We start from the raw sequence: 23,772 nt of genomic DNA, 5'->3' as shown, positions 1-23,772 counted from the left end.
AAGTCAAGGTTGGCGGGGCCTCGGCCCTGGAAAGCTCGCCTGCCGCCCCCACCCCACCCTACCGCCCAGGCACCCCACCGCCCCCAGGAGCCCCGGGCGCGGGCTTCTTGAACCGCTCCTTCAGGTTCGCGAAGAAGTTCTTCTCCTCCGGCGTGGGGTCGCCCTGACGCGGCGCGTCCATGGCGACGTGCTCGGCGACCTCGGCGGGCAGGTCCTCCAGGAAGCGCGAGGGCGTCCGGGGGACCTCCTTGCCGCGCTTCACGCGGGTGACAGCGCGGGTGAGGTACAGCAGCTCCTTGGCGCGGGTGATGCCCACGTAGCAGAGGCGTCGCTCCTCCTCGAGGTTCTGCGCCTCGCCCTGCATGCCCCCGTGCGGCATCAGGTCCTCCTCCATGCCGATGAAGAAGACGAGCCGGTACTCCAGGCCCTTGGAGGCGTGCACCGTCATCAGGGTGACGCGGCGGTTGGCGCCGGGCACGTCGTCTTCCTCCTCCTGCTTCGTGTCCAGGCTGAGGCGGTTGAGGTACGTCAAGAGGCTGGCCTTGGGGCCCTCGCGCTTCTCGAAGCGCTCCAGCGAGCCGAGCACCCCGTCCACGCCCTTGAGCTTCTTGTCCGCGCTGGTGGCGCTGGGCGCATGCGCGCGCGTGGCCTCGCGGAAGCCAATCTCTTCCAAGAGCTTGCGCGTCACGGTGGCCAGCTGGCCGTGCTCGTACGCGGCGCGGTAGCGCTCCACCAGCTCCACGAACTCGTGGACCTTCTCGCCGGCGCCAGGCGGCAGGTCCTCGTACTCGGTGGCCTTGCGCATCACCGTCCACAGGGTGACGCCCTCGGAGCGCGAGTGCCCGTGCAGCCGCTCCATCGTCACGTCGCCGATGCCCCGGGACGGGACGTTGACGATGCGCATGAGGGAGATTTCATCCAGCCGGTTCACGATGACCTTGAAGTACGCGATGACGTCCTTCACCTCGCGCCGGTCGAAGAACTCGCTGCCGCCCACGACTTCGTAGGGGATGCCCTTCTCGCGCAGCATCTCCTCCACCGGGTGGGACTGGCCGTTGGTCCGGTAGAGCACCGCGATGTCGTCCTCGGGGACGCCCAGGGACACGTGCTTCTGGATTTCGTGCGCGACGAAGCGGGCCTCCTCCTCGTCATTGGGGCACGCCACGATTTTCACCTTCGGACCGCCCTTGCGGTCGGTCCACATCTGCTTGGCCTTGCGCTCGGGGTTCTTCGCGATGACGGCGTTGGCCGCGTCCAGCACCATCTGCACGGAGCGGTAGTTCTGCTCCAGCCGCACTTCCTTGCTGCCCGGGAAGAAGTGGTCGAAGTGGAGGATGTTGCGCACCTCCGCGCCGCGCCACGAGTAGATGCACTGGTCGTCGTCACCCACCGCGCACACGTTGCGCGACTCGCCGGCCATCAGCTTGAGCACGTCCAACTGGGCCAGGTTGGTGTCCTGGAACTCGTCCACCAGGAGATAGCGGAAGCGGCGCGTGTACTTGACGTAGAGGTCCGAGTGCTCACGCAAGAGGCGCGCGGGCAACAACAGCAGGTCGTCGAAGTCCACCGAGCCCTGCGCCTTCAGCGCGAGCTGGTAGTCCGGGTACACCATGTGGGTGATGAGGTCGTAGTCATCACCGATGCCCTCCAGCTTGGGCTCCGGGGCCTTGCCGGAGTTCTTCGCCTTGGAGATGAGGTTGAGCACCTTGCGCGCGTCGAAGGAGCGGTCGTCGACGCGGTGCTCGCGCATGGCGCGGCGGATGATGGCGAGTTGGTCGCCCATGTCCGCGATGGCGAACTTCTTGGGCCACCCCAGGCGGTGGATGTCCTCGCGGAGCATCTCCGCGCCAAAGGCGTGGAAGGTGCACACCAGCACCCCCTGCGCACGCGGCCCGGCCATGTGGACCAGGCGCTCCTTCATCTCCGTGGCCGCCTTGTTGGTGAAGGTGACGGCGAGGATGTTGCGAGCCAGGATGTGGTCTGGTCGCTCGTCGAGCAGGTGGACGATGCGGTGGGTGATGACGCGAGTCTTCCCGCTGCCAGCGCCCGCGAGGACCAGCAAGGGCCCCTGGAGGGTAACCACGGCCTCGCGCTGAGGAGGGTTGAGCTTCGAGAGGTCCATTGCGCGCGGGCCGGGGATACCCTTTGATTCGTCCGTGCGCGACAACTTTCTCCTCCGCCTCACCGCCGCCCTGCTCGCGCTCGCTCCGGGTGTCGGATGCCTGGACCGTGACGCCGCCCTTGGCGAGGTAGAAGCCTCCGTGCCCGCCGCGAGCGCGCCCTGCGTGTACTTCAAGACGCTGGCCCCCTTCCTGCCAGAGGCACTGGATGGCTTCACCGTCGCGCGCACCCAGGGCTCCACGGGCAAGTACGGAGAAGTCTCCGTCTCCGAGGCCGAGCGCCTGTTCACCCGAGGTGAGGGGCGAGAGGTGAAGGTGCGCATCGTGGACACCACGATGGGCGAGAAGATTGGCCAGGCCATCCGCGACGCGGCGGAGCGGGCCAAGGGGCGGGCGCCCAGTGACCCGGCGGCCCCCATCCACTGGAAGGACGCGGTGGGCTTCGTGAGGTACGACGCGGAGGAGTCGCTGGCGGAGGCGAACCTCCTGGTGGGGGACCGCTTCGTGGTGGCCGTCACCAGCCGAGGCTTCCCGGGGACGGTGGAGGTGCGGCGGGTGGCGCGAGGAATCGACCTGGCCGGGCTGGCCCGGCTTCAGTGAGCCCCGAAGAGAGCCCCAAAGAGAGCCCTGACGACGGGCAAGGAGTGTCCCGGGTGGTGAAGGAGAAAGGTACGCGGCCAGACGCAGTGGATCCGCTCGCCGCGGAGAAGGCGGCGCGCGCGGTGGTGTCGGCGCTCGGCAAGCGGGAGTTCCTGGAGCAGTTGCAGAAGCTCACCAAGAGCTACGCGTCGGACCCTGGCAACCCGGGCTCGTATGCGTGCGAGGGCTGTCAGCGCTGCGCCAACTGCATGTTCTGCAAGGACTGCGACAGCTGCTTCCAGTGCACCCACTGCACGCGGTGCGAGCTGTGCAACAACTGCTCGCACTGCGTGGAGTGCAAGAGCTGTCACGCGTGCGCCTACTGCCTGCAGAGCGAGAACTGCACCACCAGCGCGTACCTGGTGCTCTGCCGCAACCTGCAGGACTGCAACTACTGCTTCGGCTGCGTGGGGCTGGCCAAGAAGGACTTCCACATCCTCAATGTCCCCTTCCCCCGGACCGAGTACTTCAAGATCGTAGGCAAGCTGCGCAAGGAGCTGGGGCTGTCGTGAGCAGCCCCCCGGTCCCCGTGCGCGCTGCTAGAGGGCGCGCACGTAGAGGGCCTTGAGGTACTCCGTCTCCTGCAACCCACCGAGCACGGGGTGGTCCAGGCCCGCGCCCCGGCGCTCCAGGATCTGCACCGGGCGCTTGGCGTCCGCCGCGGCTCCGAGCAGCATCTCCTCGAAGCCCGCGCGATCCAACTTGCCGGAGCACGAGCAGGTGACGAGCAGTCCGTCCGGCTTCAAGCAGCGCAGCGCGCGCAGGTTCAGCTCGTGGTACGCGCGCAGCGCGGTCTCCAGACCCTCGCGGCGCTTGGCGAGCCCCGGCGGATCCAACACGATGGTGTCGAAGCGCCGGCTCTGTGAGTCGAAGCGCTTGAGCACATCGAAGGCGTTGGCGTTCTCCACGCTGACGTTCGTCCGGTTGTTGGCGCGGGCGTTGTCACCGATGCGCGAGGCGGCCTTCTCGTCCTGCTCCACCGCGAGCACCGACTCGCAGGTGCGAGCCAGGGCCAGCGCGAAGCCGCCGTGGTAGCTGAAGAGGTCCAGCGCCTCGCCGCGCGCCAGCTCTCCGGCGCGCAGGTGGTTGTCCACCTGGTCCAGGAAGGCGCCCGTCTTCATGTCGCCCAGCAGGTCCACCTCGAAGCGGTTCTCGCCCTCGTGGTACGTGAAGCGCGACTCGCCCTCGCCGTACAGGAAGCGCGCCTCGCGCGGAAGGCCCTCGAAGTCGCGGCCGGAGGCGTCGTCGCGGCACACCACGTGGGTGGCGCCGGTGAGCTCCACCAGCATCTTCGCCAGGGACTCCTTGCGAGCGTCCATGCCCTCGGAGAGGGTCTGGAGCGTCAGGCCCTTGCCGTAGCGGTCCACGAAGAGGCCGGGCAGCTGGTCCGACTCACCATGCACCAGACGCAGGCCGTCGCGCCCGGACAGCGAGGACCTGCGCGCGAGCGCGGCCTCCAGGCGACGGCGGAAGAACAGGTCGTTCACCGGCTGCTCGCGAGGAGGCTTGCGCGTCAGCAGCCGCAGCGCCAGCGGTGAGCGCCTCGCATAGAGAGCCTGGCCAATGGGGTTGCCCTGCGAGTCCACCACCAGCACCACCGCGCCGGGGCCCGTCACGTCGGGCGGGGCGGCCAGCTCGGTGCGGTACAGCCAGGGATTGCCGGTGCGCAGGGACTTCGCGCCCTTGGGAGTCGTACGTGCAACGGGAAGCGTTACGGGGATGGCCATTCGCGTCACTCCAGGCCGCGCGCGGCCAGTTCTTCATCGTCCTCCCCTCGCAGATGCCCGATTTCGTGCAGCAATGTCACGCGAATCTGCTCGCGCAGCTCCGCCGGCGTGCGCACGGCCCTCGCCAGGTTGCGTCGGTAGAGCACCACGGAGCGGCACGGCGTCTCCGTTCCGTCGCACGGCGAGCCCAGGGGCGGCCCTCGAAACAACCCAAGGATGGTGGGCGACAGCGGCGGCTGGTTGGCCAGCAAGTCGCTCTCGGCCGGCAGCTCCTCCGCGGTGACGGGCACGCCCTCCAGGTCGCCCCGCATGTCCACGGGCAGCTCCGACACGGCGCGCGCCACGTCCACGCGGAAGGCGTCCTCGCCAGGCAGGGGCGGCGTCGGGAAGTCCTCGGGCGCCAGGGTCCGCGCCTTGTCGAAGTGCCCCTGCGCCAACTTCCACTTGCCCTCGCGCTCCAGCAACAGGCCCAGGTGCTGGTGCGCGTGCGCGGCGCGCTCCGCGTCGGCGACGAGCCCCTGGAAGGCCGCCTTCGCCTCGGAGAAGCGACACAGCTCGAAGAGGGCCAGGGCTCGCTCGTAGAGCGCCTCGCGGCTTCCCGGCTCCCGGGCCAGGACGATGGCGGCGCGCGCCAGGGCTTCTTCCGCCTGGCCCAGGTCGTTGAAGGCCATGGCCGCCACCAGCGCCAGGTGGGGAATCAGCTCGGGGGGCGTGCCGGGGTGGGACAGGCCTCGCTCGGCGTAGAGCGTGCCCAGCTCGTCCCGCTCGCGCGTGGAGGGCAACTGCACCGCGTACAGGTGCGCCGCGCCCAGCAGCGCGTCCGCGTCTCCCGGGTCGATGGCGAGCGCCCGCGCGAAGGCGAGCTGCGCCTCCGGCTCGCGCCCCAGCGCGGCCAGCGCCACGCCGCGCTCGGCATGGGCCGCCGCCAGGTCCGGCTCCAGGGCCGCCGCCTGCGCCGCGCAGGACAGCGCTTCCTCGAAGCGGCCACCGTCGTAGTACCCGCGCGCGGCATCCAGCGGGGAGCTGCCTTGCGCGCGACATACCGCGAGCGGCTGCACCGGACGCGAGGCGCCCTCGACACCGTCCACCGGAGCGGCGTTCGCCGCCGGGGCCTTCACCGCGGACACCTCCGGCGGACCGGCGTCTCCCGTCTCCGGGGCCGAGGCGTTCCGCTTACACGCGGTGAGGAGGAGACAGAGGGCGAGCAGACCGCGCCGCGACATGGGGCGTGAGGCTACGGCATCACCTCGTGGCCGGGAAGCGGGGACGTGCATGCTCGCTCGGCGGGCGGCGCCCTTCCGGCGCTGGGGTGAACTAGGGTGGGAGCCCCATGACTGACTTGATTCTGGCATCCACATCCAGCGCCCGCCGCGCGTTGATGGATGGCCTGGGCCTGCCCTACCGCGCCCAGTCCCCGGGCGTGGACGAAGCGGTGGCCCCCCACCTGTCCGCCAAGAAGGCCGTGCGGGAGCTGGCGGCCCGCAAGGCCCGCGCGGTCCATGCGCGCCACCCGGACTCCTGGGTGTTGGGCGCCGACCAGCTCGTCGAAGTCGCGGGCGAGACGCTCACCAAGCCCGTGGACCGCGACGCCGCGCGCACCCAGCTCGGCAAGCTGCTGGGTCACACCCACGACATCCACACCGGCGTCTGCCTCGTCGGCCCCGGAGGCCACCTCGAAGAAGCCGTGGAGACGGCCCGCCTCACCTTCCACTCGGTGACGCCCGACGAGCTGGAGCGCTACCTCGACTTGAACGAGTGGGAGGGATGCTGCGGCAGCTACCGCGTGGAAGGCGCGGGACAGGCGCTGCTGGCGCGCTTGGAAGGAGACCGCGCCAACGTGCAGGGCCTGCCCATGGTGACGGTGGTGCGACTGCTGCGGCAGGCCGGCTTCTCGTTCTTCGAGCGCCGGTAGCGCCGCGCACAGCCTCCGTCAGCCCGCGGTGGACAGCTCCGCGAGAATCTCCTGGTACGCGGCGCGGGCCTTGTCGGACTGGTCCGCCTTGAAGCTGGCCGCGGCCACCACCGGGTGACCGCCACCGCCGAACCGGCCCGCAATCGCGGACAGGTCATGCTTGCGCAGCTCCGGCTTCCACGGGTTGGAGCCAATCGACACCTTGGCGCGCGAGGCGCCCTTGCCCACCCACAGCGTGTAGCGCGCGTCCGGATAGAGCGCGTACGCGATGAACTTGTTGAGGCTGTCCACGCCCTCGTCCACCAGGTCGAAGAAGACGACGCCGCGCTCGTAGCGGGCCTTCGCGCGCACCAGCTCGATGTTCCCCTGGTGACGCGAGAGCAGCGGAGCCAGCGGCGTGGCGATGAGCGGCGACGCGGCGAGCTGGGCGAGTGACTCCGACTGCATGCGCCGGATGACCTCGGGGATGAGCGCAGGGTCCTTGTTCGCCTCCAGCACCGTCATGATGCGCAGCGCGGGCTCCTCCAGCGCCACCGCCATCTGTGGCGACGGGAACTGCGCGCCGTCGATGATTTCGGCCCAGTGGATGAGGTCCGAGAGCGGCGACGCATCCCACCCGAAGCGCTCGTGCGCGATGTCCGCCAGGTACTTCGTGCAGCTCTTGCGGTGCCCGTCGTGGAACTTGTGCCCGCTGGTGTCCGCGCGGAAGTGCGCCTCGTCCCCCGGCTGCTGGAAGGCGGAGGCATGGTGGTCGAACCACCACGTCAGCCGCGCGTCCTGGCTGTAGCGGAAGTCGACGATGACGTTCTCCTCGCCGGTGAACACCGCCGGGTCGATGCCCTCCGCGCCCGGCTTGTGATTCAGCCCCTGATAGCCAAAGGCCGCGTCCGCGCGGACGCACTCCCGATAGAAGCGGGAGAACACCGCGGCGCTCGCGGCACCGTCGAAGCAGTTGTCGTGGAAGAGGACCTGAACGTTCATGGCGGGCCGCCCTTTACTGCAACGCGAGCCCCTCGCCCACCGCCGCGAAGGCCGCGGCCCCTTGCGCCTCGCCCGTCTGTGCATCACCCGACCCGGCGGCGACCACGGCGAGCCCCACCAGTCGACCATCCACCAGGAGCCCGCAGCCCAGCGTGCCTCGCGCTCCCGCCGAGGTGTTCAGCGCGTACAGCTGCGTACGCCCACCCAGCGCCGCCGGAGCGGGCCGCGTCAACGGCGCGTCCGACGCTCCACCCAGCGAGCGCAGCAGCTCCTGACAGCCCGTCGCCAGGGACACGCCCGGCGTGCGCTCCACCCACAGCAGGCCATAGCGCCCCCGCGCCGCGTCGCCGAAGCCCACGCCACTGCCATGCAGCGTCGCGGTGGGCAGCCGCAGGTGCGTGGAGAGCTGCTCGCGAGTCAGCCGCTCCCACCCCACGGGCAGCTCCAGCCGGTACCCCAGCTCACTGCCCACCAGGAGCTGCCGCACTCCACCGCCGCCACCGGGCGTCAACGTCCCCGGCATCGCGAGCAGTGCCGCCGACACCAGCACCATGGCGAGCCCCAGGCCCAGGCCCGCGTACCGCCGCGCCACGCCCGGCTCGCCCACCACCAGCGTCAGCGCCACCAGGCCCAGCGCGAAGTAGGCCACGTGCACCGGAGCCGTCGGAGCCTCGCGCGCGAGCCACGCCGTGGCCAGCAGCTGCACCACCAGGCCCGTCTGCGCGAGCCCCTTCGCGGGGCCCCGGTTGAGCACCAGCACCAGCGCGAGCACCAGGTTCAACGCCACCAGCCCGTACGTCCACGACGGGTCCTGGAGCGAGCCCAGCACCCCACCCGCGCGCAGGAACCACGCCGCCGCGCTCGCGCCCAGCACGCCCGCCGCGGGCCCCGGATGCGCGGACACCGCGCTCGTCACCAGGTCGCCACCGAACACCGTGGCCTCGTCGTCCACCGGGGCCCCAATCCGGTCCAGCCGCGTGCGGCCGACCTTTTTGTACGACTGCAGATAGTCGAAGGGCTCGCCGCAGGACGGACAGGCAGTGGCACCCCGGGGGATGGGGCTATGACCGCAGCTCGGGCAAAGGGTCTGAGGCATGAGCCGGCGTATAGCGCACTGAACACTCTCCCCACGAGAGCGCGACCCGCGTGTCAGCCCGCACCCCGCACTGCCAATTTTTCGACAAAAAGGGCGGGGCTCGGATGACACCTGAGTCATTCAAGACTGAGCACACTCACAGTCCTTGCGGCTTCTGGCCGACTCTCAACTCTTGAACGAAACGTAGAGATTACCGGGCTGGCTGAACGAAAAATCTCGACAGAACGAGGAATCGGTTCCGAACCCCGACGTTTACCGTGCGGTGGTGAACCTGGAACCCTGCTTCATCACAGGGAAAACCCGTAGTGCGCGTTACCTGCCAGGTGACCTGCCGACTGGCACCTCGTCTGCATATGTCAGACCCCAGGTGTACTCACCCGCCCTGAACCGCGTGGTGGGAGGAGCACATGGCCAAGAGGACGACACGCAAGAGCGTCACGGTCCGCAGGCAGGGTCGCCGGGTGATGCCGGCGCTCCGGCGGACGGCTCAGCGGGCCCGGGTGGCCGCGGAGAAGGCCCAGCTCACCGTGGGGGAAGTCATCGCCGCGGCCTTCGACACGGCCGGTGGCGAGCTCGGTGAAGCGCTGGAGTTGATGACCTCGCCTCAGATGGCGCGGGCGCTGGGGCGCCGCATCATCGTCGTAGGCTGAAGCGTCACACAGGAAGGGCAGCCGGGCTTCGCCCCGGGCGTCACTCGCTCGCGAGGACACCGAGCCTCAACAGGCCCGTCTTCATCCGAGTCCTCCGAGGCCTGGGCCCGCCCTGCTCGGACCCGGGCTCCTGCCTGTTCCGGTGACACCCCGAGCCGCAAGGCCCGACGCGTCGCGCGTGGAGGACGCAACGGCCCGCGCCCCGGACACCTCACCGGAACGCGGGCCGCGCACCACGAAGGACGGACTGACTACCGGGGCTGCCAGCGCGGCCGGTGGTCGTCGCTGTCACTCGTCTGGAGGGTGTAGCCCGCCCTCGGGTGGACGATGGCCGCGTTCACCAGCGCGCCAGTGGCCGGGTCGATCTGCTGGACGTGGAGCTGGCCCGCCTTGATGAAGGCGACGAAGCGGCCGTCCGGAGAGAACGACGGGAGCGTGCCGTCATCCGCGAGCCGCACCTCGGTGCCGGTGGCGGTGCCATCCGCCGGGTTGATGGCGCGTAGGAAGATGACGTTGCCCGGGCGCGTCTCGCACGGCGAGGGGGCACCGCCACACAGCACCGCGTCTCCCGTCGTGGGCTTGAAGTAGTACGCGCGCACGTACGCGGACCAGGTCCCATCCGGAGCCCAGATGGGGCTGGCGATGAACGTGTTGATGGTGCCGTCCGTGGCCGCCTCCGAGGAGACGTCCGCGACGACCTGCGGCTGGCCTCCGCCCGTCACGTTGACCGAGTGCAGCCGGAACAGCGGCACGGGGATGGGGTCTCCGGAGAAGACCACCGTCTCGTTGTTCGGGTTGGCGAGGAACAGGAGCTGGGAGTTGGTGTGATTGTAGTGGGCCTGCTCCGCGGTGGTTCCCGCTGCCGTCAGCGGCGTCGGCGCGGCGCCGAGCGTGGAGGTCAGCAGCCCCTCGCCCGAGATGTTGTAGACGAAGGTCGTGCCGTCAGGCGCCCAGTCCGGGAACGCGCCCGTCGCCGTGGCCTGAGTCACCACGCCGCCCGCCGCATCCGTGGACACCACGGAGATGCCGGAGCGGCTGCTGCCATTCTGCCGCACCCAGGCGATGTAGCTGCTCGGCGCCCACTCCATGGAGCGGAAGCTCTCCGTGTTGCCCGAGCCCCCGTCGGCGAGGACGTTGGCCTGCCCCGCGACGAGCGGGATGTCGCGCACCGTCAGGTTGCCCGCGACCTTCTCCGCGGAGGTGTCCACGGCGCCCTGCGCGAAGGAGACGCGCGTGCCGCCCGGGCCCCAGCGCGGGTAGCGGCTGTCCGTGTCTCCATCCGACAGCGCCGTCATTCCCGGCGTGTCGTAGCGCATGACCAGCGCCTTGGAGACGCCCGCGTCGTCACGCCCCGTCACCGCGACATGCTGCGCCTGACACGTCAGCGGGTCGCCTTCGCAACGCAGACCCGCGATGCAGTCCCCGGAGGCCGCGCAGCTCTCGCCCTTCCCCGCGGTGCCCTGACCGCCACCGTCCACCGGCCCCGCATCCGGCTCACCCGCGTCCGGCTCGCCTGCATCCGGAACACCCGCGTCTGCCTCCGGCTCGCCTGCATCCGGCTCACCCGCGTCCGGCGTGGGCGGCGCGGGGATGGGACGCTGCTCGCACTTATTGTCGTCGTTGCAGACCCACTCCTGCCCCTCAGCGGGCTGGCCATTGTCCGCGCGACAGTCGAACTGGTCGACGCACTCGTCAGAACACCCCGACGAGAGTACCCACAGCGCGCAGCACAGCGCGCCGACGATTCGCTTGTCCATATTGCCCCTCCAAAAGAGAGCAGGGCGTATAGCCTCGGGAAAATGCCCGCGATGGTTCCCCAGGGTGGGTTCCACAAGCGTGTTTCTGATTGAACGGCGATTGCCCACAGCGTGATGAATGATCGACACCCACTGCCATCTCGACGCGACTCGATTCGATGAGGATCGGACCCTCGTGCTGGAGCGCGCCTGGGCCGCGGGGCTCCAGGGCATCCTCATCCCCGGCGTGGGCACCCACGACTGGGAGCCCTTGCTGGAGCTGTCTCGACAGGAGCCTCGCCTCCAGGTGGGCCTGGGCATCCATCCCCAGCTCCTGCCGGAGATGACGCCGGAGGAGGACGACGCGGCGCTGGAGCTGCTCGACGTGCTCTTGTCGAAGGGCGGCGCGGTGGCCGTGGGCGAGTGTGGACTCGACGGCCCCTCCCTCCCAGGCGCACCCCTGGAGCGGCAGGTGTCGGTGCTCCGGCGCCACCTGGCGCTGGCGCGCAAGCACCAGCTGCCCGTGTTGATGCATTGTCACCGGCTCCATCCCGCGCTCATCGAGCTGCTCAAGGAAGAGACGATGCCGGAGGCGGGCGTGCTCATGCACAGCTACAGCGGCGGCGTGGAGCTGGCGAAGTTCTATCTCCAGAAGGGCTGCCACTTCTCCTTCGCGGGCCCGGTGACGTGGGCGGAGGCGCGCAAGCCGCTGGACGCGCTGCGCGCCATTCCCCTGGAGCGGCTGATGGCGGAGACGGACGCGCCGGACCAGGCGCCCACCCCCCACCGGGGAGGCCGCTCCGAGCCGGCCTACCTGCCCCACATCCTGGAGGGGATGGCGCGCGTGCGGGGGGAGCCCCTCGACGAGGTCGCCCAGCGGACGACCGAGAATGCCCGCCGCCTGTTCCGGGAAGGTTTTCCCCCCGCTTCGCGGTAGGCGAGCGGTCGCGTTATAGAGGACTCCCATGAACCCGCAGCCCCCACCGCCCGCCCCTCCCCAGCCCGAGTCCCAGCCCGTCACTGCGCCGAACGAGGCCACGGGCTCGCTCGCCCGACCCTTCAAGCTGTCCCGGCGCTTCGACCGCACCGGTCGACTGCTGGGCGACACGGCGATGGAGCGGCTGGCCAACGCGCGCGTGGTGGTGTTCGGCCTGGGCGGCGTGGGCAGCTACGCGGCCGAGGGCCTGGTGCGCAGCGGCATCGGCCACCTCACGCTGGTGGACCACGATGACGTGTGCGTCACCAACACCAACCGCCAGCTCCACGCGACGGTGAAGGCCGTGGGCAAGCCGAAGGCGGACCTGATGGCGCAGCGCTGCCGGGAAATCAACCCGGAGGCGCGAGTCGAGGCCGTGCGTGAGTTCTACCGCGAGGACGTCGCCGAGCAGATGCTCCAGGCCGGCCAGTACGACTTCGTCGTCGACGCCATCGACAACGTGAAGGCGAAGCTGCACCTCTTGCACCGCTGCGTGACGCTGGGCATTCCGGTGGTCAGCTCCATGGGCGCCGCCGCGCGACTGGACCCCACGGCCATCCGCGTGGAGGACCTGTCCGAGACGCACATGGACCCGTTCGCCAAGGACATCCGCAAGCTGCTCAAGCGCAAGTACGGCGTGGAGACGGAGCGGCACACCGGCATCACCGCCGTCTACTCCATCGAAGCGCGGCGCATGCCGGTGGCCCTCAAGTACGACGACTCCACCGACGGCTTCCTCTGCGTGTGCCCGAACGACAACGACTTCCACACGTGCGACCACCGCACGCAGATTGACGGCAGCGTGTCCTTCGTCACGTCGTGCTTCGGGATGAACGCGGCCGGCGTCGTCGTGCGCCGGCTGGCCTCCACCCGCTAGCGCCTCACGCCACCTGCTGGGGCGCGGCCTGGTGCGCCGCCACGGCGGCCTCGCGCCCGCAGGGACGGCGGAACACGCAGCGCACGCACGGCGACAGGGACTCCGACGTCGGGAAGGCGGACGCGTCCAGCGGCGTGTTCGTCGCGGGGTCCTTCAGGAGCGAGCGCATCTTCGCCACGCTCGTCTCGAAGTGCTGGTGGAAGGACGCCATGGCGCCCAGGTCCACCTGGACGTCCTGCTCCTTGCCCTCGTTGAGGTACACGAGCGACGCGCGCACCTTCTCCACCGGGAAGCGGTAGCGCTGCGACACGTAGAGCGCGTACCCCAGCACCTGCTCGTCATAGCCGTCGCGAGACTTGCCCGTCTTCCAGTCCACGACGACGGGCGTGCCGTCGGTGTCCACGAAGGCGAAGTCGGGGATGGCGAACACCTTCAGCCCGTTCAGCGTGAAGTGGGCGAAGTCGAAGCCCGCGTCCACCTCCAGCCACTGCTCGGGCTTGAGGCCCTTGGAGATGACGGGCCAGCGCGACGTGAAGAACCACGCCAGCGCCGCGCGCACCGTCTCCCAGTTCTGCTTCCAGGCCTCGTCGGGCAGCACGTCGCCGTACTCGTGCTCGACGAGCCCGGTGAAGGGCTTGCGGTACTTCTGCGTCCAGTAGAGCTTCCCGCGCGAGTGCCGGAAGTCGTCCTGCATCACCTTGCGAGCCCGCGCCTCCACCGCGGCCGGGTCGACCGTGCGCCCCGCTCGCCAGTCCAGCAGCACGTCCTTGATCTGCTCGTGCACGATGCTGCCCGCCCAACTGAAGCGGTTGGCCAGCTTCTTCAGCACGTACAGCTCCCGCACGTCCCTCGGCGCGTCCGACTCCCAGCCGCCCCACGAGCGGTAGTAGTAGAAGTAGTAGGAGCGCAGGCATTCGGAGAACTTCTCGTGGCGGCTCTTGGACCAGGAGAAGTCGTTGCTGAGAGGGGGGCGCCGCATGGAAGCGGCGCATCCTAGGCGTTCGCTCGCTCAGCCAGAAGGGGAACAGGCGGGGAAACGAGCCCTCCGGGTGGGTTGAATGCCAGTCCGGGTGGGTTACCCCGAGAGTATGGTCCCCGCCACCATGAAGAGCCAACCCTTCAAGGAGCGAGTGGTCCTCATCACAGGGGCTTCCAGCGGCATCGGCCGCGCGGCCGCCCGAGCCTACGCCGCGGCGGGGGCGCATGTCGTACTCGCCGCGCGGCGCCTGGAGCGGCTGGAGGACGCGGCCCGTGAAGTGGAGTCCCTCGGCGTCAGGGCACTGTGCGTGCGGTGCGACGTGACGCGCAGCGAGGATGTGGAGCACCTGATGCGCGAGACGCTCACCGCCTTCGGTGGACTGGACGTGCTGGTGAACAACGCGGGCCAGGGCCTCTACGGGCCGCTGGAGTCCATCAGCGAGGAGCAGCTCCGACAGGTCTTCGAGCTGAACGTGTTCGCGCTGTGGCGGGTGACTCGCGCCGCGCTGCCGTTGCTGCGTGGACGGCGTGGGGCGCAGGTGGTGAATGTCAGCTCCGTCTTGGGCCATCGCGGGCTGCCGCTGCTGGGCGGGTACTGCGCGTCGAAGGCCGCGGTGAATGCGATGACGGAGTCGCTGCGCACGGAGCTGGCCACGGAGGGCATCCGCGTGCTGCTCGTGTCCCCTGGCCTTACCGAGAGCGAGTTTCGCGAGCACCGGTTGAACGCGGAGGGCTGGGCGCAGGCGGCCGTTCCGTTGAAGGCCATGTCGTCGGAGGAAGTGGCCGCTTCGATGGTGCGCGCGAGCGTGCGCGGACGGCGCGACACCATCCTCACCCTCCCCGGTCGCGTCATGGTACTGGCCAACCGGTTCGTCCCCGGCCTGTTCGACCGCGTTGCCCACCGCATGGCCAACCCCGTGAAGAAAGACGCATGAGTCCCCGCAGTCGCCCCGCGAAGCGCGCCGCCACACCGGACACCCAGACGCAGCTCGGGATGCTGGACCCGGTTGCGGTGGCCCCGGAGGGCCCCGCGAAGGCGCAGGACAGGGACGTGTCCCGTCCGCGCCGTGGTCGACCTCCGCGCTCGCCTGACACCGCGCCGGTCCAGGCCTCGGCCCCTGTCGCCGAGGCGCCGCATGAGTCCGCGCCCGTGGAGACGCCTCGTGCGAAGCGCGGTCGTCCGCAGCGCGCCGCCGCGTCGACCCGTGTTCCCACGGTGACGCCGAGCGCCACGCACCTCGCCTCGGTCCGTGGGCCGTTGCTGGACTGGTACGACCGCAACAAGCGCGACCTGCCCTGGCGCCGCACGAAGGACCCCTACGCCATCTGGCTGAGCGAGGTCATGCTCCAGCAGACGCAGGTGGCCACCGTGATTCCCTACTGGGAGCGCTTCCTCCAGCGCTTCCCCACCCTGCTCGCCCTCGCCTCCGCGCCACTCGATGACGTGCTCTCCGGATGGAAGGGCCTGGGCTACTACACCCGCGCGCGCAACCTGCACCGCGCCGCGCAGGAGATGGTGTCGCGCTTCGGTGGCAAGCTGCCCTCCACCGCCGCGGAGCTGCTCACCCTCCCCGGCTTCGGCCGCTACACCTCCGGCGCGGTGGCCTCCATCGCCTACGGAGAGGAGGCGCCGCTCGTCGATGGCAACGTCGCTCGCGTGCTGTCGCGCCTCTTTGAAGTCGAAGGCCTCCCCGGAGACCGCGAGCGCGAGGCCACGCTCTGGGAGCTCGCCACCCTGCTGGTGAAGGGCGAGCGGCCCGGTGACTTCAACCAGGCCCTCATGGAGCACGGCGCCACGACGTGCCGCCCGGAGAACCCGCTGTGCCTGCTGTGCCCGGTGCGCACCGGCTGCGTCGCCTTCCGCAAGGGCCGCGTGGATGAGCTGCCTCCCGCCAAGGTGCGCGCCGCGCCGAAGAAGCTCACGCTGGCCCTCGCCGTGTGGGCCCACGCGGACACCCTGCTGTTCGCGCGGCGCGCGGACTCCGGCCTCTTCGGTGGGCTCTGGGAGCTTCCCGCCGCCGAGGTGGACGAGGCCTCCACTGAGCCGGAGACCACGCTCCGCCTCACCGCCGCGCTGGGGGCGGGCGTGAAGCTGGAGGCCCTGCTGGGCACCGTGAAGCGCCAGCTCACCCACCGCGACCTCACGCTGCGCCTCTACCGCGTGTCGGGCCCGCTGCGCCCCACCCGCTCAGCCGCCTTCCAGGAGCTGAGGTGGTGCACACCGTCCCAGGCGGCGACGCTCGGCATGAGCACCGCGATGCAGCGCGCGCTCGATGCGGCGATGACCGCGCTGAAGTAGGTCCGTGCCTGCTCGCCCTGTCTCGCGAGTCACGTCACATGGCCCTGCTGTCCAGCTCGCGACACGGCGTCACTCGTCGTGTTGCGTCGTCAACCTCCGACTCACCGGGTCGCTTTCGCCAGCACCACCCGGGACTCAAGCTTCGCGCGCCCTTTCCCGGAGGCGCCTCGATGGCTCGCAACAGCACACACAAGTCGACCCCGCATACGGCGACGCAGCCCAAGGAACACGCCAACGAGTCCAAGGCCTCACGCGGCCCGATTCCACACGAACAGATTGCCCGACGCGCCTACGAAATCTATCTGGCGCGAGGTGGCAACCACGGCAGTCACGACCAGGACTGGCAGCAAGCCGAGCGTGAGCTGAAGCTCGGCCGCCAGTAGTCGCACCGCGCTCAGTTCAGTGCGGAGGTGGCGAGTGCAACACGGGGCGCTCGGCGTCGAGCGCTCCACGCAGCCTGCGCTGCGCCACCTTCAGCTCGGAGAGGACTCGCTCCGCGTCCAGCACCGTGCGCATCGCCAGTCCGCACGCGGGCGTCAGCAACACCGTCGACACCGCCCGAGGGAACGTGAAGCCGCGAGGCAACGCGGCCTTCAGTGACGCCTCCACCGAGTCCGCCAGCTCAGTCACCTCGTACGTCGACGCCAGGTCCGTGGGAATGATGCCCAGGCTCAGCGTCGCGCCAGAGTTCAGGTAGCGCTCCAGCGCCTCGCGCTCCTCCAGCATCGCGTCGAGCGACAGCCGCACGTCCAGCGACAACAGGTCCGGCTGCACGTCCAGCAGCGCGGCCCAGTCCGTGTTGCCACAGCAGTGCAGCCCCACCAGCGCGCCTTCACGCTGGAGCGCCACCACCAGGAGCCTCAGCTCCTGAATCGCCAGCAGGTGACGCGGGTTGATGCGCTGGAAGGCGTAGAGCCCCGGCTCGTCGAGGAAGAACAGCGGCGTGGTGCCCGCGCGTCGCAGCGCCTTCACCATCGCCAGCGAGCGCGCCAGCACCAGTCGGAAAATCACCTGGTCCAGTCCCGGGACTTCCAGCGCGGAAAGGCCCGAGTCCGTGCGCGCCACCGAGCGCACCGTGAACGGACCGGCGAGCTGCGCCTTCGCGAACGCCAGCTTGCGATGCTCCACTTCCCACAGGAACGGGCGCCACGCGCGGCAGGCCTCGGGGGTGGGCTCGTACGCCTCCAGCGTCCCCGCGGCGAGGGCCGCATCCAGCTTCGCCTCGAACTCGCCGCGCCCTTCCTCCCAGGCCTTCAGGTCCACCGTGCACAGGCCCTCCTCGTCGAAGCGCAGGCCCGGCAGGCCCTCGAGCGCCGCGGGAATCATCAGCTCCGAGGGCTTTCCCACCGGGAGCTGCGGGAGGAACGGGATGTCCATCGACAGGGCGACCTGGAGCCCCAGCTCCACCTGCGTATGGGGCAGGCTTCCAATGCCCGTCGTCGCACAGGCGGGCAGTAGCTGGACGGCTCGGCGGATGTTCGGGGCGCTCATGGCCGCGGAGTCTACTCGCTCCCTCCGCCAGCGGGGCGGCTCGGGCTTCCCCGGGCGCCGGGCCTTCCCTGAACGGGACGACCTCATCCTTGCCAGAGGCCCCTCGGGGCGTCCAAAGGAGGAGGAATCCGACATGGTGCGTCCAAGCTGGCGAGCAGGCTTCCTGCTGGCGGCCCTGGGATGGGCTGCTCCCTCCCTCGCGAAGGACCCGCCGCGCAAGCAGCAGGCGGCGCCGTTCTTCGGAGCCCCCGGCCTCACCGTCCGAGGCGGTGTCACGGCCTACACCGGCGACCTGGGCACGGAGGTGGACGTGGGCACGTTCATCGGACTCCAGGCGGATGCGCAGCTGCTCCCGTCGATGGGACTGGAGCTGGGCTACGAGGGCTCCGCCAACGGCTTCGCTGACATCGACAACGCCACGCTGTGGCGCCACAACCTGGGCGCGCTGGCCAAGGTGGGGCCCACCGTGCGCGAGCGCTGGAAGCCCTTCGTCGGCGCGGGCGTGGGCGTCAGCTACCTGGACGCGACGTCCGAGGCCAATGCACGCCAGTTCGACGACACCTTCCTGGCCGAAGTCCCGCTCACCGCCGGACTCGAGTACCGGTACAACGGAGTGACGGCGGGCGCCCGCGCCACCTATCGCGTGTTCGCCGGCGGCGGAGACTTCGCCCCCGGCGCCGACGACAGCGGCGACCTCTTCACCGCCGGGCTCAGCCTGGGCGGACGGTTCTGACAGTCCACCCGAGCCTCACGGCACCGCTACTCACGTCACGGGAGAGCACGATGCCCGGGATGGTGCAGCCCGCCCCCCGGGCCTCACCGCGCCTTCGGCTCACGTCACGGAGAAGTACGACGCCTGCGGATGGTGGAAGACGAGGGCGGACACGGACGCCTCCGGCTCCATCATGCAGCCGTCGGTGAGCTGCACGCCGATGTCCTCCGGGCGCAGCGCGACGAAGAGCTTGGACTGGTCCTCCAGCCGAGGGCACGCGGGGTAGCCGAACGAGTAACGCTTGCCCGCATACTCCGCGCGGAAGCGCTCCAGCATCGTGATGTCCTGCTTGTCCGGCGTGCCCCACATGCTGCGCAGCTGCGTGTGCAGCAGCTCCGCGTAGCCCTCGGCCGTCTCCAGCGCGAGCGCCTGCACCGCGTGCATCTTCAGGAACTCGCCCTTGACCTTGAGGCCCTCGGCCAGCTCGCGAATGCCCGAGCCCGCCGTCACCACGAACATGCCCACGTTGTCCGTGGGCACGCCGCGCTCCAGCGGACGCAGGTAGTCGGCCAGACACAGCCCGCCCTCGCGGTCCTGCCGGGGGAAGTCGAAGGACGCCGCTTCCTTGCCCGTGGTCCCGTCGAAGAGCACCACCCGGTTGCCGTCGCTGCCCGCCTTGAAGAACTGGAACACCGCGCGCGCCTGCATCAGCCCGCCGCGCAGCATGCCCTTGAGCTCCTCCACCGCCTCCTTCAACGCCAGCGCCTTGCGCCCCTCCTCCGTCTTCGCCAGCTCCGCTTCCGCCGGAGTCCCCAGCGCGCGCGACGACGTGCGCAGGCCCAGGTGGCGGCCGTACAACATCACGGGGTTGATGAACTTCCAGATGTGGTCCAGCGGCGTGTTCGTCAGCACGTGCCGCTCCCAGTCCGGCGCGACGGGCACCGTGTCCAGGATGCGAATCTCCGCGCTGCGCGCACGCGACGTCGGAGCCTCCACGCGAGGCCGCTCCTTCACCTCTTGCGCCAGCTTCACGCGGCGCTCGGCCAGCTCTCCGCGCAGCTTCGCGTGCGAGGACGGGTCCACAATCTGCTTCGCCAGGTCCAGGCCGTTCATCGCGTCCTGCGCGTAGGCCACCGTGCCGCCGCCGTAAGCCGGAGCGATGTTGCGGTCCACGAAGTTGCGGCTGAGCGCCGCGCCGCCCACCAGAATCGGCACGTCCACGCCCGCGCGTTTCAAGTCCTCCGCCGTGGCCACCATCTGGTGCGCGCTCTTCACCAGCAGCCCCGACAGGCCGACGATGTCCGGCTTGTGCTCGCGCACCGCCTTCACCAACTGCTCGGGCGGCACCTTGATGCCCAGGTTCACGACGTGGAACCCGTTGTTGGCCAGGATGATCTCCACCAGGTTCTTCCCGATGTCGTGCACGTCACCCTTCACCGTGGCCAGGACAATCTTGCCGCGCATCGCCGCCTGGGCGGAGCTCATGTGCGGCTCCAGGAAGCCCACCGCCGCCTTCATCGACTCGGCGCTCTGGAGCACCTCCGCGACAATCAGCTCGTTGGCGGCGAAGAGCCGGCCCACCTCGTCCATGCCCTTCATCAACGGCCCGTTGATGATTTCCAGCGGCGGGTACTTCGCCATCGCCGCTTCCAGGTCCGCGAAGAGGCCGTCGCGCGAGCCCTCGATGATGTAGCGCTGGAGCCGCTCCTCCAGCGGCAGCGTGCTCACCTGCGCCTTGGCGGGCTTGCGCTCGCGGAAGTGCGCGGCGAACGGCGTCACCGGATCCGCTCCCCGGTTGTAGAGCAGGTCCTCCGCCAGCTTGCGCTCCTCCTCGGGCAGGGACGCGTACCGCTCCAGCTTCTCCGAGTTGACCAGCGCCATGTCCAGGCCCGCCTGGACGCAGTGGTACAGGAACACGGAGTTGAGCACCTCGCGGCCCGCCGTCGGCAGACCGAAGGACACGTTGGAGATGCCCAGCACGGAGCGGCACTGCGGGAAGCGCTGCTTGATGAGCCGCACGCCCTCCACCGTCTCCACGCCGCTGCCCGTGTACTGCGCGTCGCCAGAGGCGCACGGGAAGACGAGCGGGTCGAAGTACAGGTCCTCCGCCTTCATGCCGTACTTCTTCGTCAAGAGCTCGAACGAGCGCTCCGCCACCTCCAGCTTGCGCTGGCGCGTCACGGCCATGCCAATCTCGTCGATGCAGCCCACCACCAGCGCCGCGCCGAAGCGGCGCGCCAGCGGCACCACCTTCTCGAAGCGCTCCTCTCCGTCCTCCAGGTTGACGGAGTTGATGATGGCCTTGCCCTGGCTGTACGTCAGCGCCATCTCGATGACGCGCTCATCGGTGGAGTCAATCATCAAGGGCACGCGCACCTTCTTGATGACCACCTCCAGGAACTCGCGCATGTCCTCCAGCTCTTCACGGTCCGGGTTGGCCAGGCAGATGTCGATTATCTGCGCGCCCCGCTTCACCTGCGCGCGGGCAATCTCCGAGGCGTCCTCCAGCTGCCCCGCGACGATGAGCTCCTTGAACTTCTTGCTGCCGATGACGTTGGTGCGCTCGCCGACGATGACCGGGCGCAGCTCGTCCGTCACTTCCAGGTAGTCCACGCCGGACAGCGTGGAGCGGGGCTTGGGCAGGGCCGAGCGCGGCTTCAAGCCCTTCACCGCCTGGGCCAGCGCGCGGATGTGGCCCTCCTGCGTGCCGCAACAGCCACCCACCACGTTGAGCCAGCCCTGCTCACAGAAGCGCGTGAGCGAGCGCGCGAGCATCTCCGGCGTCTCCAGGTAGTTGCCGTTCTCGTCCGGCAGGCCCGCGTTGGGCACGCACGACACCGGGAACGAGCTCAGCGCCGCCAGCGAGCGCAGGTGGTCCGTCATGAAGTCCGGCCCCGTGGCGCAGTTGAGCCCCAGGTACAGCAACTCCACGTGCTCCAGCGACGCGGCCAGGCTCTCCACGCTCTGCCCCGCGAGCATGGTGCCCATGGGTTCAATCGTGCCGGACACCGCCACCGGCAGCGAGTAGCCCAGCTTGCGGAACGTGCGCTCGATGCCGAGCAGCGCCGCCTTGATGTTGCGCGTGTCCTGCGCCGTCTCCACCAGGAGATAGTCGGAGCCGCCGAGCGCGAGGCCCTCGGCCTGCACCGCGAAGTTCTCCACCAGCTCCTCGAAGGTGATGCCGCCGGTGACGCTGATGGCCTTCGTCGTCGGGCCCACCGAGCCCGCCACCCAGCGAATCCGCCCGTCCTTCGCCTCGGCCTCGGCGGCGGCTTCACGCGCCAGTCGCGCGGAGGCCGCGTTGATTTCGAGCGCCTTGTGCCCCAGGCCGAACTCGTTGAGCACCACCGGCGTGCCGCCGAAGCTGTCCGTCTCCGTCACGTCCGCGCCCGCCGCGAAGTAGCGCGCGTGGATGTCCTTGATGACGTCCGGTCGGGTGAGGACCAGGTTCTCGTTGCAGCCCTCGAACTCGGCGCCGCCGAAGTCCTCGGCCTTGAGGTCCAGCTGCTGCAGCAGCGTGCCCATGGCGCCGTCCAGCACCAGCACGCGCTCACGCATCGCGGTGCGCAGGGCCTCCACGCGGCGACCGTTCTCTCCAGAAGGGGGCGGAAGGGCAGCGGGACTCGTCATGATGGCTTCACTCCAGTCAGCAGAAAGACTCGAAAGGGGCTGGCACCGTCGCGGGCATGAGCCTCGCGCGTGAGCGACGCGAAGCCCCGCTCACGCAGCGCCGTCTCCAACTGCGCCGGCTCGAAGCCCAGGTGGCGGTGGCCCAGCCGCTCCACCACCCAGCGCTCCTCGTGCGGCATCAACTCCAGCAACACCAACCTGCCGCCCGGCTTCAGCAGCCGCGCAGCCTCCGCCAGCACGCTGGCGGGGTCCTCCACGTGGTGGAGGCTCTGAGAAATCACCACGAGGTCCATCCGCCCCGGCTCCAGCGACAGTCGCTGCAGGTCCTCGCACAGGAAGGTGACGTTGGTGGCCTGCTCACGTCCGGCCCGCTCGCGCGCCTGCTCCAGCGCCGCCGCGTTCTGGTCGATGGCCCACACGTGCCGCGCCCAGCGGGCGATGGCCACGCTCAACACCCCCGTGCCGCAGCCGAAGTCCGCCACGTCCAGGGGCGGCAGCAGCGACGCCAGCGCGCCCGCCCACAGGAACCAGGACTGGCCCGGCTCCAGGAGCCGCTCGTTGAGCGCCTGCCGGTCCTCGCGCGCGCGCAAGAGGTCCATCAACCGCGCCGAGTCACCCGCCGCGTCCTCCGCCTCCCTCGCCAACCGGATGAGGGGCCAGCGGGTGTCATCCCCCTCCAGCGCCAGCGAGTAGTAGCTGAAGCCCGCCTGCCGCTCCTCGCGGATGAGCCCCAACCCCTTGAGCTTCCCCAGGTGGTGCGACACCGACGACTGCGCCACGCCCACCAGCGACACCAGCTCCGTCACGTTCAGCGGCGCCTCCGCCACCAGCCGGAGGATGCGCAGCCGCGTCGGGTCTCCGAGGGCCCGGAAGGATTGGGAGAGGGCTTCCATATCGCCGCATCAACATACGTCGATGCCCTAACGGAGGCCAGCGGACTTTCGACGCACCGCGTGCTTCATGGCGAACAGTGGTAGATGTGGGACATGGCGTCTCCCTCCCTGCACCAGCTCCTCCAAGGCAAGCGGTTTGGCCTGGTCCTCTCCGCGGGCTACTTCGGCTTCTATGGGCACGCCGGCTTCCTCAAGGGGCTGGCGAGCTCGGGGCTCAAGCCGCATGCGTACGCGGGGACGAGCGCGGGCGGCATGGTGGCGGCCTACGCGGCGGCGGGCATGCCGGTGCACGCGATTGAAGAGCTGGTGCTGCGCCAGACGCGGGCCAACTTCTGGGACCCGGACCCGATTGGCGCGGTGATGAACGCGGACGCCAACGGCCACGGATTGACGGGCCTGCTCAAGGGCGAGCGCTTCCGCAGGCTGCTCGAGGACACGCTGGGCGCCAGGACGTTCGAGGACCTGCCGCACCCGCTGCTGCTCGTCGGCGCGAACCTCACGCTGGGCAGCCACGAGGTGTTCACCACGGGCGAGCTGGCCCCGCGCGTCCACGCCACCTGCGCGTACCCGGGCCTGTTCCGCGCGGTGCCGCTGGAGGGCAACCTGTACTGGGACGGCGGGCTCGTGGACAAGGCGCCCGCGCTGTCGCTGCATGACAGCAGCGTGGGGAAGGATTTGGACGCCATCCTCGTGCACTTCCTGCCGAGCAAGACGCGCAAGGTGGTCGGCGGCCCCATGGCGTACGCGCAGGGGCTCGCGGCGGGCTCGGCCGCGCTGCGCAGGGACCACTTCCGCCTCCAGCTCACCGTGCTGGAGGGCCGGCAGATTCCCGTCTACGTCGTCGTCTCCAACCTGCCCCCGGTGACGCCCACCACCATGGAGCGCGGCTTCGACGCCCTGGACCAGGCGCGCCTGGCCGCCGCCGTCTCGCTGGCCCGGCCTCCCGTGCCATTCGCCCAGGCACAGTGGTGAGCTGACCCTCGCGGGCGCGCTCGGCCTTCAGCGCCCGCCGTAGCGTCGGTGGTCCACCATCAGGCAGCGGTCCTGCACCACCT

Annotated in this window: 21 protein-coding genes; 11 read left to right on the top strand and 10 right to left on the bottom strand. The window is 69.9% G+C overall.

All coding sequences use genetic code 11. The features are described from left to right. Window positions 1–58 precede the first annotated feature (58 nt). Window positions 59–2,122, bottom strand: a complete 2,064-nt coding sequence (locus ACN469_RS39250) for an ATP-dependent helicase (protein ID WP_498776772.1) — start codon at window positions 2,120–2,122, stop codon at window positions 59–61. A 34-nt stretch (window positions 2,123–2,156) separates the two neighbouring features. On the opposite strand from ACN469_RS39250, the gene ACN469_RS39245 reads away from it, so the two are divergent. Together ACN469_RS39245 and ACN469_RS39240 are read left to right on the top strand one after the other, a co-directional pair. Next, window positions 2,157–2,720 carry a hypothetical protein gene (locus ACN469_RS39245; protein ID WP_498776770.1) on the top strand — a complete coding sequence of 188 codons (564 nt, stop codon included), beginning with the start codon at window positions 2,157–2,159 and terminating at the stop codon, window positions 2,718–2,720. A 53-nt stretch (window positions 2,721–2,773) separates the two neighbouring features. Continuing rightward, window positions 2,774–3,271, top strand: coding sequence for a caib/baif family protein (locus ACN469_RS39240; protein ID WP_498776768.1), 498 nt, complete (start codon window positions 2,774–2,776; stop codon window positions 3,269–3,271). A 27-nt stretch (window positions 3,272–3,298) separates the two neighbouring features. On the opposite strand, the gene ACN469_RS39235 is transcribed toward ACN469_RS39240, so the two are convergent. Further along, window positions 3,299–4,486: a class I SAM-dependent rRNA methyltransferase gene (locus ACN469_RS39235; protein WP_498776766.1), complete on the bottom strand. Its 1,188-nt coding sequence runs from the start codon at window positions 4,484–4,486 to the stop codon at window positions 3,299–3,301. 5 nt (window positions 4,487–4,491) lie between these two features. Then, the gene (locus ACN469_RS39230; RefSeq protein WP_498776764.1) at window positions 4,492–5,709 is read right to left on the bottom strand and encodes a metallopeptidase family protein; all 1,218 of its coding nucleotides are present in this window, start codon (window positions 5,707–5,709) and stop codon (window positions 4,492–4,494) included. A 107-nt stretch (window positions 5,710–5,816) separates the two neighbouring features. Between ACN469_RS39230 and ACN469_RS39225 the strand changes: the two genes are divergently transcribed. After that, window positions 5,817–6,398, top strand: a complete 582-nt coding sequence (locus ACN469_RS39225) for a Maf family protein (protein WP_498776762.1) — start codon at window positions 5,817–5,819, stop codon at window positions 6,396–6,398. An 18-nt stretch (window positions 6,399–6,416) separates the two neighbouring features. Here ACN469_RS39225 and ACN469_RS39220 read toward each other — a convergent pair whose 3' ends face one another. After that, window positions 6,417–7,379: a hypothetical protein gene (locus tag ACN469_RS39220; RefSeq protein WP_498776760.1), complete on the bottom strand. Its 963-nt coding sequence runs from the start codon at window positions 7,377–7,379 to the stop codon at window positions 6,417–6,419. A 13-nt stretch (window positions 7,380–7,392) separates the two neighbouring features. Beyond that, window positions 7,393–8,475, bottom strand: coding sequence for a zinc ribbon domain-containing protein (locus ACN469_RS39215; protein WP_498776758.1), 1,083 nt, complete (start codon window positions 8,473–8,475; stop codon window positions 7,393–7,395). 407 nt (window positions 8,476–8,882) lie between these two features. Here ACN469_RS39215 and ACN469_RS39210 point away from each other — a divergent pair, with 407 nt between their 5' ends. Then, window positions 8,883–9,125, top strand: coding sequence for a hypothetical protein (locus tag ACN469_RS39210; protein WP_498776756.1), 243 nt, complete (start codon window positions 8,883–8,885; stop codon window positions 9,123–9,125). 251 nt (window positions 9,126–9,376) lie between these two features. Here ACN469_RS39210 and ACN469_RS39205 read toward each other — a convergent pair whose 3' ends face one another. Further along, the gene (locus ACN469_RS39205) at window positions 9,377–10,882 is read right to left on the bottom strand and encodes a TolB family protein (protein ID WP_498776754.1); all 1,506 of its coding nucleotides are present in this window, start codon (window positions 10,880–10,882) and stop codon (window positions 9,377–9,379) included. A gap of 118 nt (window positions 10,883–11,000) precedes the next feature. Between ACN469_RS39205 and ACN469_RS39200 the strand changes: the two genes are divergently transcribed. After that, the gene (locus tag ACN469_RS39200) at window positions 11,001–11,798 is read left to right on the top strand and encodes a TatD family hydrolase (protein ID WP_498776752.1); all 798 of its coding nucleotides are present in this window, start codon (window positions 11,001–11,003) and stop codon (window positions 11,796–11,798) included. Window positions 11,799–11,826: 28 nt separating this feature from the next. Beyond that, complete coding sequence (locus ACN469_RS39195; protein ID WP_498776750.1) at window positions 11,827–12,714, top strand: tRNA threonylcarbamoyladenosine dehydratase; 888 nt, start codon at window positions 11,827–11,829, stop codon at window positions 12,712–12,714. Between the two features lie 4 nt (window positions 12,715–12,718). On the opposite strand, the gene ACN469_RS39190 is transcribed toward ACN469_RS39195, so the two are convergent. Continuing rightward, window positions 12,719–13,693, bottom strand: a complete 975-nt coding sequence (locus ACN469_RS39190; protein WP_498776748.1) for a PD-(D/E)XK nuclease family protein — start codon at window positions 13,691–13,693, stop codon at window positions 12,719–12,721. Window positions 13,694–13,802: 109 nt separating this feature from the next. On the opposite strand from ACN469_RS39190, the gene ACN469_RS39185 reads away from it, so the two are divergent. The 3 genes from ACN469_RS39185 (at window position 13,803) to ACN469_RS39175 (ending at window position 16,374) form a co-directional block, all read left to right on the top strand. After that, window positions 13,803–14,627, top strand: a complete 825-nt coding sequence (locus tag ACN469_RS39185; RefSeq protein ID WP_498776746.1) for an SDR family oxidoreductase — start codon at window positions 13,803–13,805, stop codon at window positions 14,625–14,627. Between the two features lie 281 nt (window positions 14,628–14,908). Further along, window positions 14,909–15,991, top strand: coding sequence for an A/G-specific adenine glycosylase (mutY, locus tag ACN469_RS39180; protein WP_498776800.1), 1,083 nt, complete (start codon window positions 14,909–14,911; stop codon window positions 15,989–15,991). 170 nt (window positions 15,992–16,161) lie between these two features. Further along, on the top strand, window positions 16,162–16,374 hold the full coding sequence (locus ACN469_RS39175; protein ID WP_498776744.1) for a DUF2934 domain-containing protein: 213 nt from the start codon (window positions 16,162–16,164) through the stop codon (window positions 16,372–16,374). A 16-nt stretch (window positions 16,375–16,390) separates the two neighbouring features. Here ACN469_RS39175 and ACN469_RS39170 read toward each other — a convergent pair whose 3' ends face one another. Then, entirely contained in the window at window positions 16,391–17,482 is a 1,092-nt protein-coding gene (locus tag ACN469_RS39170; protein ID WP_498776742.1) for a uroporphyrinogen decarboxylase/cobalamine-independent methonine synthase family protein, read from the bottom strand. A gap of 133 nt (window positions 17,483–17,615) precedes the next feature. Between ACN469_RS39170 and ACN469_RS39165 the strand changes: the two genes are divergently transcribed. Continuing rightward, the gene (locus ACN469_RS39165; RefSeq protein ID WP_498776740.1) at window positions 17,616–18,215 is read left to right on the top strand and encodes an outer membrane beta-barrel protein; all 600 of its coding nucleotides are present in this window, start codon (window positions 17,616–17,618) and stop codon (window positions 18,213–18,215) included. A gap of 99 nt (window positions 18,216–18,314) precedes the next feature. Here ACN469_RS39165 and metH read toward each other — a convergent pair whose 3' ends face one another. Then, window positions 18,315–21,824, bottom strand: a complete 3,510-nt coding sequence (metH, locus tag ACN469_RS39160; RefSeq protein ID WP_498776738.1) for a methionine synthase — start codon at window positions 21,822–21,824, stop codon at window positions 18,315–18,317. Continuing rightward, complete coding sequence (locus ACN469_RS39155; protein ID WP_498776736.1) at window positions 21,821–22,717, bottom strand: ArsR/SmtB family transcription factor; 897 nt, start codon at window positions 22,715–22,717, stop codon at window positions 21,821–21,823. The genes metH and ACN469_RS39155 overlap by 4 nt, the downstream gene beginning before the upstream one ends. Before the next feature lie 84 nt (window positions 22,718–22,801). Here ACN469_RS39155 and ACN469_RS39150 point away from each other — a divergent pair, with 84 nt between their 5' ends. Then, on the top strand, window positions 22,802–23,689 hold the full coding sequence (locus ACN469_RS39150; RefSeq protein WP_498776735.1) for a patatin-like phospholipase family protein: 888 nt from the start codon (window positions 22,802–22,804) through the stop codon (window positions 23,687–23,689). The last annotated feature ends 83 nt before the right edge of the window (window positions 23,690–23,772 follow it).

The sequence above is a fragment of the Corallococcus terminator genome (assembly GCF_049194865.1).
GTDB lineage: Bacteria > Myxococcota > Myxococcia > Myxococcales > Myxococcaceae > Myxococcus > Myxococcus terminator_A.
Note: the sequence above shows the minus strand (reverse complement) of the source record. Positions and strands in the feature narration are given on the sequence as shown.